Genomic DNA, 14,290 nt, shown 5'->3' with positions numbered 1-14,290 from the left:
CGCACGAAGCGGCGAGTAGAGGCGAAAACGAGAATACGTGGCGACGGCTCTACGAAGGGTCTGTCCACCCCGGCGGCCCGCTCAGGAGCCCCAGAAGTTCTCGCGACTGCCGAGTTGCTCGCGCTGTGGGCGACGCCCGCCCCGCTCGGACGCGTCTTCCTCGTCGTCGGCGTCCGCCCCGTCGGCGTTCGCGTCGTCGTCATCGTCGCTTTCGTCGTCGGACTCCTCGGGCTCGAGCGGCAATCGCTCGAGGACGTCAGCGCGTGCGTGGTTGCTGTGGACGCGGGTGATTTCGGCCTTGACACGGGCCTCCGGGAGGACGCCGTCGATCATGACGATGAAGCCGTCCTCAGTTCGCCCGACGCCGGCGCCGCTTTCGTGCATGTCGACGACGTCGACGACCACTTCCTCGCCGGATTTGACCGGCTGGGTCTTGAGGTCCTGGATCGGCTGGTTGTAGTGATTACACCACTCTTTGCCGCCGCGGTCGCCGTAGTGCGTACACCCCATTCCGCTGATTCGCTCGGTAAAGCTGGGGCAGTCGTCTGCGAGTGGACAGTCCGCCATGGGCCCTAGTACCTGTGGTATCGTTAAACCGCTTCCGGAACTGGCTTCCAGAATCGAGTCGAACGCCGGGTAAACCCACCGCAGACGCGTCCGGAGGCGTGATACTCTCGGTCGGTGAGAGACCGTCACGAATCCAGGCGAGCCCGAATCAACTGAACGCCCGCGACGCGCGGTTTCGAAAACGTTTACGCCCGGGGGAGCGCAATCAACGATGATGAAGGTACTCGTACCGGTCAAGGAGGTTGCAACCGTCGAAGACGAGTTCGAAATCGACGGGACGACCATCGACGAGCGGTATCTCGGCGCCGATCTCAACGAGTGGGACGACTACGCCATCGAGGAAGCCGTCCAGCTCGAGGAAGACGGCATCGTCGACGAGGTCGTCACCGTCACCATCGGCGACGAGGAGACCGAACAGACCATCCGCCAGGCGCTCGCGAAGGGCGCCGACCGCGCCATCCGCGTCTGGGACGACACCCTCGAGGACGTCGACCTCCTCGACGTCGGTGCGAAGGTCGCCATCCTCGAGGCGATCGTCGAAGCCGAGGATCCCGACCTCGTGCTGACGGGCGTCCAGTCGGGCGACGATAGCTTCGGCGCGACGGGCGTCGCCCTCGCGGAAGCCGTCGGCTACCAGTGGGGCGCCGTCGTCAACCAGCTCGACCTGGGGGCTGGCGACGAGACCGCCTCCGTCCACCGCGAGCTCGAGGGCGGGATCGAGGAACTGACCGAGATCGACCTCCCCGCCGTGCTCACGATCCAGACGGGGATCAACGAGCCTCGCTACGCCAGCCTCCGGGGCATCCGGATGGCCCAGCGCAAGGACCTCGACCACCAGACGCTCGCCGACCTCGGCGTCGAGGCCGACGCCGTCGCGGGCGACCTCCGACTGACCGCGATGTACGAGCCCGAGAGCGAGAGCGACACTACCGTCTTCGAGGGCGGCGCCGACGAGACGGCGGCAGCGTTAGCTGATCTCCTGCGGGAGAAGGGGGTGGCCCAATGAGCGCCGACGTGCTGGCCGTCGCCGAGCACCGCCAGGGCGAGCTCCGGGACGTCAGCCGCGAGGTCGTCACCGCGGGGACCGAACTCGCCGGCGAAACCGGCGGCGACCTCCACGTGGCCGTCGTCGGCGGCGACGTCGAGACCTTCGCCGACGCGCTGACCCTCGAGGGCGTCGACACCGTCCACACCGTCGCCTACGGCGAGGAATTCAACCACGACGTCTACACCCAGGCGGTCACCCAGCTGGCGGACGCACTCGAGCCCGCGTACCTGGTGATGCCCAACAGCGTCAACGGGCTGGATTACGCGCCCGCGGTCGCCACCCGCCTCGAGATTCCGCTGGTGACAGACGCCGTTGGCCTCGCGACCGAGGGCGACACCCTCGTTGGCACGCGCGAGATGTACGGCGGGAAGGTCGAGACGACCACCGAGGTCGACGCCGAGCAGGCCGCGGTCACCATCCGCGGGGCCGAGTGGGAACCCACCGAGGCCGCGGGCGACGCCACCGTCGAGGCCTTTGAGGCCGACATCGACGAGGACGCTATCGGCTCCACGGTCACGGGCTTCGAGGAGGTCGCCGGCGGCGACGTCGACATCAGCGAGGCGGACCTGCTGGTCTCCATCGGACGCGGCATCGAGGAAGAGGAGAACCTGGACCTGATCCGCGAGCTGGTCGAGGCGCTGGATGCGACGCTCTCGTCGTCGCGACCGATCGTCGACGCGGGCTGGCTCCCGGCCAACCGTCAGGTCGGCCAGTCCGGCAAGGTCGTCACGCCCGACGTCTACATCGCCATCGGTATCTCCGGCGCCGTCCAGCACGTCGCCGGGATGAAAGGCTCCGAGACGATCGTCGCGATCAACACGGACCCGAACGCACCGATCATGGACATCGCGGATTACGCGATCCACGACGACCTCTTCGACGTGGTGCCGGCGCTGATCGAGCAGTTCTCCTGAGCACCCGCGCGAGCGGTGCGCGGTGCGGACGCGAGCGCGGTTTTTCAGCTCGCACCATCACTATATCTTCTATAGCGTGAGCTCGAGTTCGCGGGCTGACGTCACCTCGAGCGAGACCAATATTACGTGGATGGCAGGGCTTTTACCCACCCGTGGCATGAGGAGGAGGTAATGTCTACTGCAGTGCTCGAGCAGTGGTGGTGTCGATGACAACCGATCTGACCGAAATCACGGTCGTCGGAGACGACGACACCGGACTGATCGCCAACGTCACGACGCTCCTGTTCGAGCGCGGGTGCAACATCGAGGACCTCGACCAGGCGGTTCGCGACGGCGTCTTCCGGATGAACCTCGCCATCGACACGTCGGGGATGGTCTGCACGGAGGCCAAACTCCGGGCGGACCTCGAGGACCTGGGCGACGACCTGGGTCTGGACGTCCAGGTCCGGTTCCCGACCGACCGCGACAGCCAGCAAATCGCCGTCCTCGTCACGAAGGAGAGCCACTGCCTCGAGGCACTGTTCGAGGCCTGGGCCAACGACCGACTGGGCGCCGACATCGGCGTCGTGATCGGCAACCACGACACCCTCGAGCCGCTGGCCGACCACTACGACGTGCCCTTCCACGACGTCGGGACGGAGAACGGCCAGCAGGACGAGGAACACCTCCTCGAGTTGCTCGCCGAGTACGACGCCGACCTGATCGTCCTCGCCCGGTACATGCGGATCCTGAGTCCGAACGTCGTGTTCCGCTACGAGGACCGCATCATCAACGTCCACCCCTCCCTGCTGCCGTCGTTCCCCGGCGCCGAAGCCTACCGGCAGGCAATCGAGGAAGGCGTCCGGGTCGCCGGCGTCACCGCCCACTACGTCACGACGGACCTCGACCAGGGACCGATCATCACCCAGCGGGCCTTCGACGTCCCCGACGATGCCGACCTCGCGGAGATGAAAGCCCGCGGACAGCCACTCGAGGCCGAGGCGCTGCTCGAGGCCGTCCAGCTCCACCTGAACGGCGACGTCTCGGTCCACCGCGGCCGGACGACGGTGCGAGAGAACGGCGACGCCTACCAGCTCGGGTTGCCCCGGGAACTCGAGGACGTGACGCCCGACCGCCCGGTCGACGGGATCACGAGCGCGCTCGACGACTGAGCGTACGGCGAGTCGCGTTCGATTTTTTCGTTGCTCGCTCGCCGTTCGTTCACTCGTCGCTCCCTCACTCGCTCGAGCGACTGCCGCGCTCGGCCATCATCCGGGCCGCTTTGGCCGCCCAGTCGCGCTCGAGGTACGCCCAGGAGACGACACACAGCGCCCAGAGGTAGTACAGAAAAACGCCGGTCGCGACGCCGAGGACGCCCCACTCGAGCGAGATGGCGGCGACGTAGGAGAAACAGAGATAGAACAGGAAGAGACCGCTCGAGCGCGCCAGCAGGGGGTAGATCGTCTCGCTAGCGCCCTGGAGCGCGCCCGCGATGGCGACGTAGACGACGAGGAACGGCGCGCTGAGGCCGTAGGCTCGAGCGAAGGTGACGGCGTGGCTCGCCGTTTCCGGGTCGTCGGTGAAGATCCGGACGAACCGGGGCGCGAAGACCGCGAGGACGAGCCCGATGACGCCGACCGTCGCCAGCCCCAGGCCGGCGATCGCCCAGCCGTCGTAGCGGGCCGTGTCCGGATCGCCCTCCCCGAGGTGCTGGCCGACGACGATGCTCGCGGCGACGTGATAGCCGCGGGAGAGGGGACTCGAGATCTGCTGGTAGACCCGGCGGCCGATCTGGTAGGCGGCGTTGGCCTCCGTGCTGATCAGGAGGAGGATCGAGTTGAACGGGAACTCGATGGCGGTCGCGATCAGGCCCTCGGCGATGCGCGGCGCGCTCACTGCAAGCAGTTGCTTCGCGATGATCCAGTCGGTCGGCCTGACGAGCGAACTCTCCCGCCAGGGACCCGCAAGTATTCCCAGCAACGCCAGGGCCGTGAACACGTTGGCGCCGGCCGTCGCGAGACCGACGCCGACGACCTCGAGGCGCGGGGCGCCGAACAGGCCGAGTCCCAGCACGACCGACCCCGTCACGTTGAGGACGTTGGCGAAGACGTTGACGACCATCGGCGAGATCGTGTCGCCGGTTCCCTGCAGCGCTCTCGCGGCAATGATGCCGACGTGGCGGGCGGGCGCGGTGGCCATAATGATCGCGAGGTACACCGAGCCGTACGCCACGACCGCCGATTCGGCGCCGAGGACCGCGATCGCGTATTCACTGAGGAGGACGCCGAAGAGCACGAAGGGGACGCCGGCGACGGCTCCGAGGAGGATCGCCTGGGTGATCGCCTCGTCGCGAGTTTCGGTTGCGCCGCTGCCGGTGTCCTGGCTCGAGAGCGCGATGGCGCCGTCACCGAGGCCGAGGCCGATCCGGAGCGGCAGGCGCGCGTAGAGGTCTGCGAGGCCGATAGCGGCGATGGCGGCCGGCGAAAAGAGGCCAGTCACGACGATGTCGACGGTCCGCATCAGCGTCCGCGTCGTCTGCTCGGCCATGATCGGCCACGCGAGCGCGAGGACGCGTTTCCAGACCGAAAGCAGTCGCTCGCGCCCCGACGACTCGGCTCCGGAGCCGCTCGCGCCCATACGGTCGAACCGTTCTCGGCGGCGTTTATTCCTCCGAAAGGAGCAAGCTGCGCGACGTTTAGTTCACGCAGTAGAAGTGGCAAGAAGGGGCGTCTGACGTGTCACCGAGGCACGAACGACAACCGTCTGCTACCCGTCAGACGCCAGTTTCACCTCGCTCCCGTCTATCGATTACACTTTCGCTCCGGCTGCATGAGATTTATATATCTCCGGTCCTCCTATACAGTCGCACGTCACACGCCGTGCATACCCTGTATTCCCTGTCGTGCTGTCGCTTCTGACAGCACGTTTTCCACACGAGGCCAGCGGCGCTGATGTCTCCGACCGAATCGACGAACAGCTGGGCCGTCGCCAACAGCAATCCTTTACAATACTTGCCCGATACTCGCAGGTATGCTCGAGCTTGCCGACGTCCTCGAGGCCCGCGAACGGGTTCGAGAGACCTCGCGTCACACCCCGCTGACGTACTCACACACCTACTCCGACATGACCGGCGCGGCGGTCCACCTGAAACTCGAGAACTTCCAGCGGACCGGCGCGTTCAAGATCCGTGGGGCGACCAACCGCATTCAGACGCTCTCGCCCGACGAGCAGGCCGCCGGCGTCGTCACGGCCAGCGCGGGCAACCACGCCCAGGGCGTCGCGCTCGCGGCCACGCGGGCGGGCGTCGACTCGAAGATCGTCATGCCCGAGCAGGCTCCGATCGCGAAGGTCAAGGCGACCCGGAGTTACGGCGCCGAGGTCGTCCTCGCGGGGGCCGACTACGACGCGGCCGCCGAGCGCGCCCACGAAATCGAGCGCGAGGAGGGCCGAACCTACGTCCACGCCTTCGACGACGAGTACGTGATGGCCGGCCAGGGGACGATCGGCCTCGAGATCCTCGAGGACTGCCCCGACGTCGAGACCGTGGTCGTCCCTATCGGCGGCGGCGGCCTCATTGCCGGCATCGCGACGGCCGTCAAGGCGAAGCGACCCGACGTCCGCGTCGTCGGCGTCCAGTCGACGGGCGCCTCGAGCGTCGCGGCGTCCCTCGAGAAGGGATCGGTCGTCACCATCGACGGGGTCGACACCATCGCCGACGGGATCGCGACCCGGAGCATCGGCGAGAAGACGTTCTCGGTCATCCGCGAGCGCGTCGACGAGGTCGTCACCGTCACCGACGAACAGATCGCGATGGCCGTCGCCCACCTCCTCGAGCGTTCGAAGACCGTCGTCGAGGGTGCGGGCGCCGTCCCGCTCGCGGCGATCCTCTTCGAGGCGTTCGACTACGACGACGGCGAGGTGATCGTTCCGCTCCTCTCGGGAGGGAACATCGACCTCAACATGCTCACCACGGTGATCGTTCGCGGGTTGATCGAAACCGGCCGCTACCTGAAGATCCAGACCGTCCTCAAGGACCAGCCGGGAGCGCTCGAGGAACTCCTGGCGATCATCTCGGGCCATCGAGCGAACATCTACGCGATCCAGCACGATCGAACGTCGAGGGACATCAAGATGAGCGACACCGAAGTCGAGATCGACCTCGAGACGCGGGGCCACGACCACGTCGAGGAGTTGCTCGAGGCCATCGAGGATCACGGGTACGCGGTCGAAGTGCTGGTGTAGTCCCGAGAATCGAGCGTCGTCCGAGGAGGGACTCGAAGCCGGTCCGACCCCTATTTAGTATCGCCGAACGTGAACGTCCCCTCGGTGTCGGGGTCCGAGTCGTCCGCAGTCTCGCGCTCATCCTCGGCGTCCTCGAGGGGTTCGTCTCCGTCTTCGTCTCCGTCTCCACCCACCTGCACGGGTTCGTCACCAGCCGAGTCGTCGGTCGATTCCGTTGCCGACGCGTCGTCGAACTCGAGCGGCTCGTCCGACGCGGTCGACGCGTGGGCTGTATCGGGGTCCTGAAGGGCCCCAGCCCTAGGGCCGTCGATCCCGACGCTCGCACCGTTCGTCTCGAAGCGCTCGAGGGCGGCGCTCAACTGGCTCGCCTGGTCGGTGAGCGAACTCGCGGAGGTCGTTACTTCAGAAATCGCCGAGGTCTGTTCCTCGGCTGCGGCGGCGACGTGCTGTGACTCGTTCGAGGTCGCCTGGGAGATCTCGGTTGCGTTCGAGACCATCGCCACGGCCTCCTGGGTCGAGGCCGCCTGTTCCTCGGTCGCCGCCGAGATCTCCTGAACGCCGTCGTTCGTCCGCTGGGCGTACTCGGCGATCTCGTCGAGCGCCGTCACCGCGTTCTCGATCGACTCGCTGTGCTCGTCGATGCGCGTCGCCGTCCCCTCGATTTGGGCAGCCGTCTCGTGGGTTTGAGAACTGATCGACTCGATGCGCTCCTCGATGTCCTCGGCCGTCTCCTTGGCGTCGGCGGCCAGTTCCTTGACCTGCGCGGCGACGACCGCGAACCCGCCGTCTTCGTCGCCGCCAGTTCCGCCGCGGGAGGCCTCGATGTTCGCGTTGAGCGCCAGCATGTTCGTCTCCCTGGCGATGTCGGAGATGAACTCGACCAGGTGGTCGATCTGGGCCATCTCTTCCTCGAGGGCGTCGATCGCCTCGACGGCCTCCTCCGACTCGGCCTCGATCTCGTCCATGCCGTCTTTGGCCGCCTGGGCGGCTTCCTTCCCGCGCCGTCCGGTTTCCGCCGTCCGCGCCGCGATGTCGGCGACCTCGTTCGAGGAGGCCGCGATCTCCTCGGTCGTCGTCGAGAGGCCCTCCATCTCCCCGGAGACGGCCTGCAGTTCCTCGTGCTGTCTGTCCGCACCGTCCGAAATCGCCTGGATCGACTGCGTGACCTGCTCGCTCGCGGAGCGCACCTCCTCGCTCGAGGCCGTGACCTGCTCGCTCGCGGTGGCGACCTCGTGGGCGAATCGCTTGACGCCGTCGGTCGTCTCCTCGAGTTCCTCGAGCATTGCATTGAACGAGTGAGCGATGTCGGTCATCGCCTCGCTCTGGCTCTCTGGGTCGAGTCGTCGAGTGAGGTCGCCGTCGGCGGCCTCCTCCATCACGACGCGGTACTCGTCGGCTTTCGTTTCGAGGTGACGGGCCATCGCCTCGGATTCGGCGCGGGCCTGCTCGGCATCCGTTCGCGCCCGCTCAGCCTCGCGGATCTGCTCGCGAAGCGACGTTCGCATGCTGTCGAACGCAACGAACAGTTGTCCGATCTCGTCGACGCGGTTCGTCTCGAGGTCGACCTCCAGGTCCCCGCGTTCCATGTCCGCCGCTCGATCCCGGAGGCGCCCGAGCGGGGCGACCGTCTGCCGCCCGAGGACGACCGCAACGAGCCCCAGCGCGAGCAGGCTCACCAGGAGCATCGCGAGGACGTTCTGGCCCACGTCCGTCGCCACGCCGTAGGCCGCGTCGGTGGGCACGCTTGAGACGGCGACCCACTGAGTGTCAGCGACGGGGACGTACGCGCGGACGTAGTCGCCCTCGTTCGCGACCGTCATCCGTCCGCCAAGGGCCGCTTCGACGGCTTCCCCGTCGAGGTCGTCGCCGTCGAACGCGAGCGATCCCGGCGCCAACACCCCACTTCGGTCGCCGTCGACGATCATCGTCGTCGACGCCGCGCCGGGCTGGTCGAGCTGGTTGACGCGGTACTCGAGGGTGCCGATCAGCACCACCACGCGGTCGCCGTCGCCAGCGACTGGGCTGGCGAAGGCCATCACCTGATCGCCCAGAGCCTCTGACTCGTAGGCCTCCTCGGTGTTCCAGACCGCTTCCTCGTTGCCGAGTTCGCTCGCGAACTCGGCCTCAGTCCAGGGCTCCGAGACCGACTCGAGGGAGACGTCCCGGTACTGGGAACTCGTGCTGGTCTCGATCGTTCCTGTCTCGGCGTTCACGACGTGGATCGCCCGGACGTCGACGGAGAGGCGCGCCTGCGATTCGACGATCGCCCCCTGCACTTCCTGCACGTCCTCGGAACGCAGGGTCTCGTCGGTCGAAGTCGTTCGCGTCTGGACACGCATCGACTCGACCCAGTCGCCGATTCCCTCCGCCTGCAACTCGGCCGTCGAGGCGAGCTGGTCGGTCGCGTCGTCGCGAACCGTTCGGTTGATTTCGTCGTAGCTGACCGCACCGACGGCGCCGATCACGAGCGTCACGGCGAGAATCGAGATGACGAATTTGAGCAGGTACCGCCGGCGAATCGGGCCCGGAACGAGTCGCGAGAGACGGCTCATTCGAGACTCACCTCGTCCAGACTGGCGATGCCGCCGTCCGCGCTCTCGTCGAACTCCCAGTACTCGAAGGTCGCGTCGACCGTATCGCCGTTCGTATCGAAGACGACCGAACTCGAGGCGCCCCGGTACTCGACCGGCTCTCCGGCAGCCGCCGTCTCGAGGCCGTCGGCGAGGCTCTCTGGGGTGACGATCGTGCCGGACTCGCTCGTGACGGCGTACATCGCGCTCCGGATGGCCGTCCCATCGTTCTGCCCGGCGTACGCGTTCGCGAGCAACAGCGCCGCCGACGCGTCGTAGGCGTGGGCGGTGAAGATGCCCGGCTCGGCGTCGTAGGCGTCCGTGAAGAGGTCGGCGAACTCGTCAGCGTGGGGACCGGCCGACAGCGGCGCCGTTCCGCGGATGCCGTCGAGGGAGTAGTCGACGGCCTCGTGGAGCGTCGGATCCCGCATCCCTTCGGTCACCAGCACGTCCTCCTCACCGCCGGCATCGTAGAAGTCGGTGAGGATACGCGCACCGGTGAGCGGATAGCCGATGAGCACCAGCAGATTCGGGTCGTCGGCTCGAGCGGACTCGAGTTCGTCCTCGTACGATCGGTCGTCTTCCTCGTCCTCGAGGGGATTGAACGGCACCCGGTTCGTCACCGTTCCGTCGTGTTCCGTCTCGAACGACTGGGTGAACGCCTGGCTCAACTGCCAGCCGTAGTCGTTGTTGACGTACAGGACCGCCGCGCTGTCGTGGCCCAGGTCGCTCGCGGCGCGTTCGGCGAGGACGACCGCCTGCAGGGAGTCCGAGAGCGCCGTCCGAAAGACCAGCCCCCCGTCGTTCAGCGACGTAATTGTCGGGGTCGTACTCGCCGGCGAGCAACAGACTGCCCGATACGGAATCAAGACCTGTTGGGTCGCCTGCAACGTGACGTCCGAAGCGGCCGGTCCGTTCACCATCGGGTACCCCGCCTCGACGAGTTCGACGGCCCGCTGGACGCCGGTCACCTGATCGGCGGCGGTGTCGGCGACGCTGTAGTCGACGTCCGCGTCGATGGAATCGGCTACCTGTTCTGCGGGCAGGATCGCCGCGTCCCGAATCGGTTTCCCCACCGCCTCGAGGTCGCCCGTCAGTGGTTGCATCACGCCGAGTTTGATCGTTCGATTCGTTTCGTCCTGGCTCTGGCCGTCGCTCGAGGGAACGAACTCGCGAACGTCACTCAGACAACCGGACAGTGCGGTCAGGCTGCCGGCACCAACGGCAGCGAGGACTGCCCGCCTGGGGGAAGAAGTCATACGCCTGCGTTAGAGCCCGTATTAATAATTGTTTATACAAACATTGGAGGTATTACAGTATTGGAGAAAGTTCGGATATTTGTGGTGTAATTTAACGTCACTCATTCAAACCGAGGGGTCGCGACTATGGTTTGAAGATCGGTGTGGAACCGTACTTTGCGAGTCTAGAGGCGAACGAGACGACAACCACACGCGTTTCACTGGTGTGCTACGCGGTGAAACACCGAAAAACCGCCTCGAGACCGAGATGACGTCAGGCCGGCAGTGCCCGCTCGACCACCTGCCCGTCGTTCGTCGGGCACCGCGTCGTCACTATTTTACGCTCGAACTCGCTCACGGCGTCGCCGTTCGCAGTCGCGGTTCTCACTCGCTCTGTACGTTCCGAACCGCGCACCGCCCACGCTCCGACAAAAATCTGGCCCGAAAACGGCCTCGGTCCGCTCGGCCGGTCACGCTAGCGGCGTCCGCTCGACCACCTGGCCGTCGTACGTCGGATACTGCTCGACGATCTCGCCGTCGTCGACGTCGCCCGCCTCGATCATCTCCTCGAGCAGCCACCAGGCGACCTCGACGTGATTCGACTTCACGGTGTAGAACTCCTCGGGGACTCCGAGGGCCTCGAACCTCGAGGGGTCGACGCGAGTCTTTCCATAAACCAGGGTGCCGTCGTCGGTGACGTCGTCGAACTCCCGGCGGACCGTGCGGGCCATCCGCTTGAGTCGCCGCCGGTGCTGGGCCGCGTCCTTGAACACCGAGGTGCAGAAGTAGACCTTCGGGTGGTCGCCCATCACCTCGAGGATGCCGTCGCGGTCGTTGTCGACGGCGCTCATGTGGCCCTCTTTGAGTTCGAACCCTTCCGCCTGCATCCGGCGGTAGTTGCCGTGGGACATCTCGAACTCGTTGACGTTACAGAAGTCGGCGGCGCCCTCGTCCAGAAAGTCGAGGAACTCCATCTCGGGGCGGATACCGGGGATCTCGAAGGCAGGGGTCAGTCCCTCCTCGCGAGCGATATAGAGGATGTCCTCCCACTCCGTGCCGTGGAGGTCGCCCCACTGCTCGAGCGGCGGGTGGAAGCGAATCTCGTCGAGGCCGGCCTCCGAGAGTCGTCGCATGTTCTCTCGTCCCCCCGGAATGCCGGTGTAGAGGTGGGTGTGGTGATCCTCGCCGAACTCGTCTTTCAGCAAGGAGAGGTAGTGACAGGTTCGCTCGAGGGCCTCCTGGGGTTCCCCGCCGGTGATCGAGGTGCCCAGCGCGTCCATGCGGTGGGCCTCGGTGACCACGTCCTCGTCAGACTCGACGAGGCGCTCGTTGGCGTAGACGTCCGTGACGTTCTTGCGGTTCTCGCCGAGCGGGCAGTAAAAGCAGTCGCGCTGGTCGCAATAACCGTAGACGAACAGCACCATCTTGCCGCCTTTCGCACACTGCTCACAGCCCTTCGAGATCATTCAATAGTACCGATTCGGTCTCGAGGGTCAAAAGCGGTGCGAATCGGCGCGTGCGAATCCCTGCGTGCGAATCGCTCTCGTGTGTTCTCCGCGATCTTTACCGATCGGCTCTGGGAGGCGAGTCGAACGAACCGACGGGAGTTTCGACCGAAGCATATCGTGGATTTATAACGGCCGAATTCGTGTCGTCGGCGCATGAAGTCCGTGCGCGTTTCGCTCGGTCACGACCCGGAGGCGCTCGCGCCGATCCACGCGGCCATCTGCGAGTCGCCCGCCATCGACCGCGAGGTCGTTCTCGGCGGGCAAGCGGTCGACGGCGTCGAGACGATTACTTCGTTCGTGTACGGTGACGTCGACGCCTACGAGTCGATCCTGGACGGCCTCGAGACGGTTCACGAGTACGACACGACCCCCGCCGACGACGGGTTCTTCCTGTACCTCCGTCGAGACCTCGGGCCCGAAGGAGCGTCGTTGCTCGACGCGCTCTCGCAGGAGACCGTCGTCGTGGTTCCGCCGATCGACATTCGCTCCGACCGGACGATCCGAACGACCCTCGTCGGCCACTCGAGCGACCTCGCGACCGTGCTCGAGGAACTCGCCGGCGGCGTCACAGTCGACGTCCGCTGGACGAGCGATTCCGTGACGACGAACGAAACGGCGGCCACTGAGCGACAGCTGGCGGCGCTCGAGACCGCCTGGGCGGTCGGCTACTACGAGGTCCCGCGCCGCAACGGCATCGAAATGGTCGCCGACGAACTCAAGTGCGCCGTGTCGACGGCCTCGGAACTGCTCAGGCGCGGAGAAGCGAACGTCGTTGGCCGGGTGCTCGAGACGCGCCGGTGATCGCGCGAGCGTCCGTTCAGTGATCGTCTCGGGCGGTGGAACCGGCGTCGATACCCGCGTCGACACCGCCATCCGAACCGAGAGCCTTCCGACACCGTACCGTGTACCCGATCCCCGCGGCGTACGTCTCGACGACCTCGCACTCGTCGAAGACCGCCCGGAGCGATTCGTCGACGTCGCCGTCGGGATTCCAGTTCGCGTACCAGCGAAGGAACCACCGGAGGAACGGATTCGCGACCCGTGCGGGTCCCGCCGGGACGGCACCGAGGTCGAACACGACGAACGACCCGCCGGGAACGAGGAGTCGGTGGACGTTCTCCACCGCCCGACGCACGTCGGGCATGACGCTCATCGAGAGGGTCGCGACGGCGGCGTCGAACCAGTCGTCGAACGCGACGGTCGTCGCGTCGACACGGTGAACCTCGACGTTTTTCCACCCGTACCGGTCGATCCGCTCTCGAGCCTTCGCGACCATCGCTGGGCTGTAATCGACGGCGACGAGGCGTCCGTCCTTCCCGATCGCCCGTCGAATCGGCTCGAAGTTTACCCCCGGACCGCAGCCGACGTCGAGCACGCGGTCCCCCGGTCGGAGGTCCAGATGGTCGATCGCATCCTCGCGTATCGGCTCGAAGTCGCGTTCGCTCATCGCGTACCAGTCGCTCCAGCGATTCCACACCTTCCGACTGCGTTCCAGGTGGGCCTCGTGCTCGGCGCTCGAGACGTCACCGTCGCCGTCTGCTTCCGTCACGTCCCTCGACTCCGTCGATTCGTCGCTCATAGTCGTGGGTTGGGCCAGGTCGACCGAGTACCTGGTCACGAAATATATCGGCCAGTTATATAGTATCGAGCCCGAATTTCTATCGCTCGAGCGAACACTCACGGAAAATTCGAATCACTCGAGCGAACACTCACGGGAAACCTCACAGAAATTCAAGCCATTCCGCGGTGTCCGAGGCGTATGGAGGAAGTCAAACTCAGCCGCGTCGAGCACGCACTCTCGGAACTCTCGTACCCGATTACGCGGGCGGACGCCGCAGTCGAGTTGAACGACGTGACGCTGTTGCTCGCCGACGGCGAGGCCAACCTCGGGTCGCTCATTGAAGACACGCACAGCGAGGAGTACGACTCCGCGGACCAACTCGAGGACTCGCTGTACAACGCCCTGCCGATGGAGGCCGTCGGCGAGCCGTACCAGTCCGAAGGGGAGGGATAGGTCGGCTCCGCCCTGGCCCCGTTTCGGCGCTCGTCTGTCGCGCTCGCGTCCACGTCGGGTGTTCGCGTTCACGTCCGTCGCTCGGGTCCGCCCGGTTGCCCGCTCGTCCGATCACCCGCTCGCACCCCACCGACTCAAGCCCACTGGACCCGCCGAATCGGGGACGCTCGAGGGAAACCCCACACCCGCCGTGAGAATCGACCGAGATAC

General features: G+C 66.2%; 12 protein-coding genes. 6 read left to right on the top strand and 6 right to left on the bottom strand.

The window, feature by feature from the left end; translation table 11 throughout:
- Nucleotides 1-81 precede the first annotated feature (81 nt).
- Entirely contained in the window at nucleotides 82-567 is a 486-nt protein-coding gene (locus J1N60_RS05780) for a TRAM domain-containing protein (RefSeq protein ID WP_312911422.1), read from the bottom strand.
- A 214-nt stretch (nucleotides 568-781) separates the two neighbouring features.
- On the opposite strand from J1N60_RS05780, the gene J1N60_RS05775 reads away from it, so the two are divergent.
- The 3 genes from J1N60_RS05775 to J1N60_RS05765 all read left to right on the top strand — a co-directional run bounded on the left by J1N60_RS05775 (nucleotide 782) and on the right by J1N60_RS05765 (nucleotide 3,680).
- Complete coding sequence (locus J1N60_RS05775; RefSeq protein ID WP_312911420.1) at nucleotides 782-1,573, top strand: electron transfer flavoprotein subunit beta/FixA family protein; 792 nt, start codon at nucleotides 782-784, stop codon at nucleotides 1,571-1,573.
- Nucleotides 1,570-2,529: an electron transfer flavoprotein subunit alpha/FixB family protein gene (locus J1N60_RS05770; RefSeq protein ID WP_312911418.1), complete on the top strand. Its 960-nt coding sequence runs from the start codon at nucleotides 1,570-1,572 to the stop codon at nucleotides 2,527-2,529. The genes J1N60_RS05775 and J1N60_RS05770 overlap by 4 nt, the downstream gene beginning before the upstream one ends.
- 206 nt (nucleotides 2,530-2,735) lie before the next feature.
- Nucleotides 2,736-3,680: a formyltetrahydrofolate deformylase gene (locus J1N60_RS05765; RefSeq protein WP_312911417.1), complete on the top strand. Its 945-nt coding sequence runs from the start codon at nucleotides 2,736-2,738 to the stop codon at nucleotides 3,678-3,680.
- A gap of 64 nt (nucleotides 3,681-3,744) precedes the next feature.
- Here J1N60_RS05765 and J1N60_RS05760 read toward each other — a convergent pair whose 3' ends face one another.
- Nucleotides 3,745-5,145, bottom strand: coding sequence for an MATE family efflux transporter (locus tag J1N60_RS05760; protein ID WP_312911416.1), 1,401 nt, complete (start codon nucleotides 5,143-5,145; stop codon nucleotides 3,745-3,747).
- Between the two features lie 393 nt (nucleotides 5,146-5,538).
- On the opposite strand from J1N60_RS05760, the gene ilvA reads away from it, so the two are divergent.
- A complete protein-coding gene (ilvA, locus tag J1N60_RS05755; protein ID WP_312911414.1) occupies nucleotides 5,539-6,750 on the top strand; it encodes a threonine ammonia-lyase in 1,212 nt (403 codons plus the stop codon).
- 50 nt (nucleotides 6,751-6,800) lie between these two features.
- Here the strand turns inward: ilvA and J1N60_RS05750 are convergent, their stop codons facing one another.
- The 3 genes from J1N60_RS05750 to J1N60_RS05740 form a co-directional block, all read right to left on the bottom strand.
- Entirely contained in the window at nucleotides 6,801-9,302 is a 2,502-nt protein-coding gene (locus J1N60_RS05750) for a methyl-accepting chemotaxis protein (protein ID WP_312911412.1), read from the bottom strand.
- Nucleotides 9,299-10,579 (bottom strand): ABC transporter substrate-binding protein, encoded by a 1,281-nt coding sequence (locus J1N60_RS05745; RefSeq protein ID WP_312911410.1) that lies wholly within the window; start codon nucleotides 10,577-10,579, stop codon nucleotides 9,299-9,301. The genes J1N60_RS05750 and J1N60_RS05745 overlap by 4 nt, the downstream gene beginning before the upstream one ends.
- Nucleotides 10,580-11,028: 449 nt before the next feature.
- Entirely contained in the window at nucleotides 11,029-12,024 is a 996-nt protein-coding gene (locus tag J1N60_RS05740) for a radical SAM protein (protein ID WP_312911408.1), read from the bottom strand.
- Nucleotides 12,025-12,219: 195 nt separating this feature from the next.
- On the opposite strand from J1N60_RS05740, the gene J1N60_RS05735 reads away from it, so the two are divergent.
- The gene (locus J1N60_RS05735; protein ID WP_312911406.1) at nucleotides 12,220-12,867 is read left to right on the top strand and encodes a helix-turn-helix domain-containing protein; all 648 of its coding nucleotides are present in this window, start codon (nucleotides 12,220-12,222) and stop codon (nucleotides 12,865-12,867) included.
- Between the two features lie 16 nt (nucleotides 12,868-12,883).
- On the opposite strand, the gene J1N60_RS05730 is transcribed toward J1N60_RS05735, so the two are convergent.
- Nucleotides 12,884-13,645 carry a class I SAM-dependent methyltransferase gene (locus J1N60_RS05730; protein WP_312911405.1) on the bottom strand — a complete coding sequence of 254 codons (762 nt, stop codon included), beginning with the start codon at nucleotides 13,643-13,645 and terminating at the stop codon, nucleotides 12,884-12,886.
- A 180-nt stretch (nucleotides 13,646-13,825) separates the two neighbouring features.
- Between J1N60_RS05730 and J1N60_RS05725 the strand changes: the two genes are divergently transcribed.
- The gene (locus J1N60_RS05725; protein WP_312911403.1) at nucleotides 13,826-14,080 is read left to right on the top strand and encodes a DUF5789 family protein; all 255 of its coding nucleotides are present in this window, start codon (nucleotides 13,826-13,828) and stop codon (nucleotides 14,078-14,080) included.
- The last annotated feature ends 210 nt before the right edge of the window (nucleotides 14,081-14,290 follow it).

This window comes from Natronosalvus caseinilyticus, from assembly GCF_017357105.1.
GTDB classification, from domain to species: domain Archaea; phylum Halobacteriota; class Halobacteria; order Halobacteriales; family Natrialbaceae; genus Natronosalvus; species Natronosalvus caseinilyticus.
The sequence above is the reverse complement of the archived record's forward strand: the minus strand, read 5'-3'. Positions and strand labels throughout refer to the sequence as shown.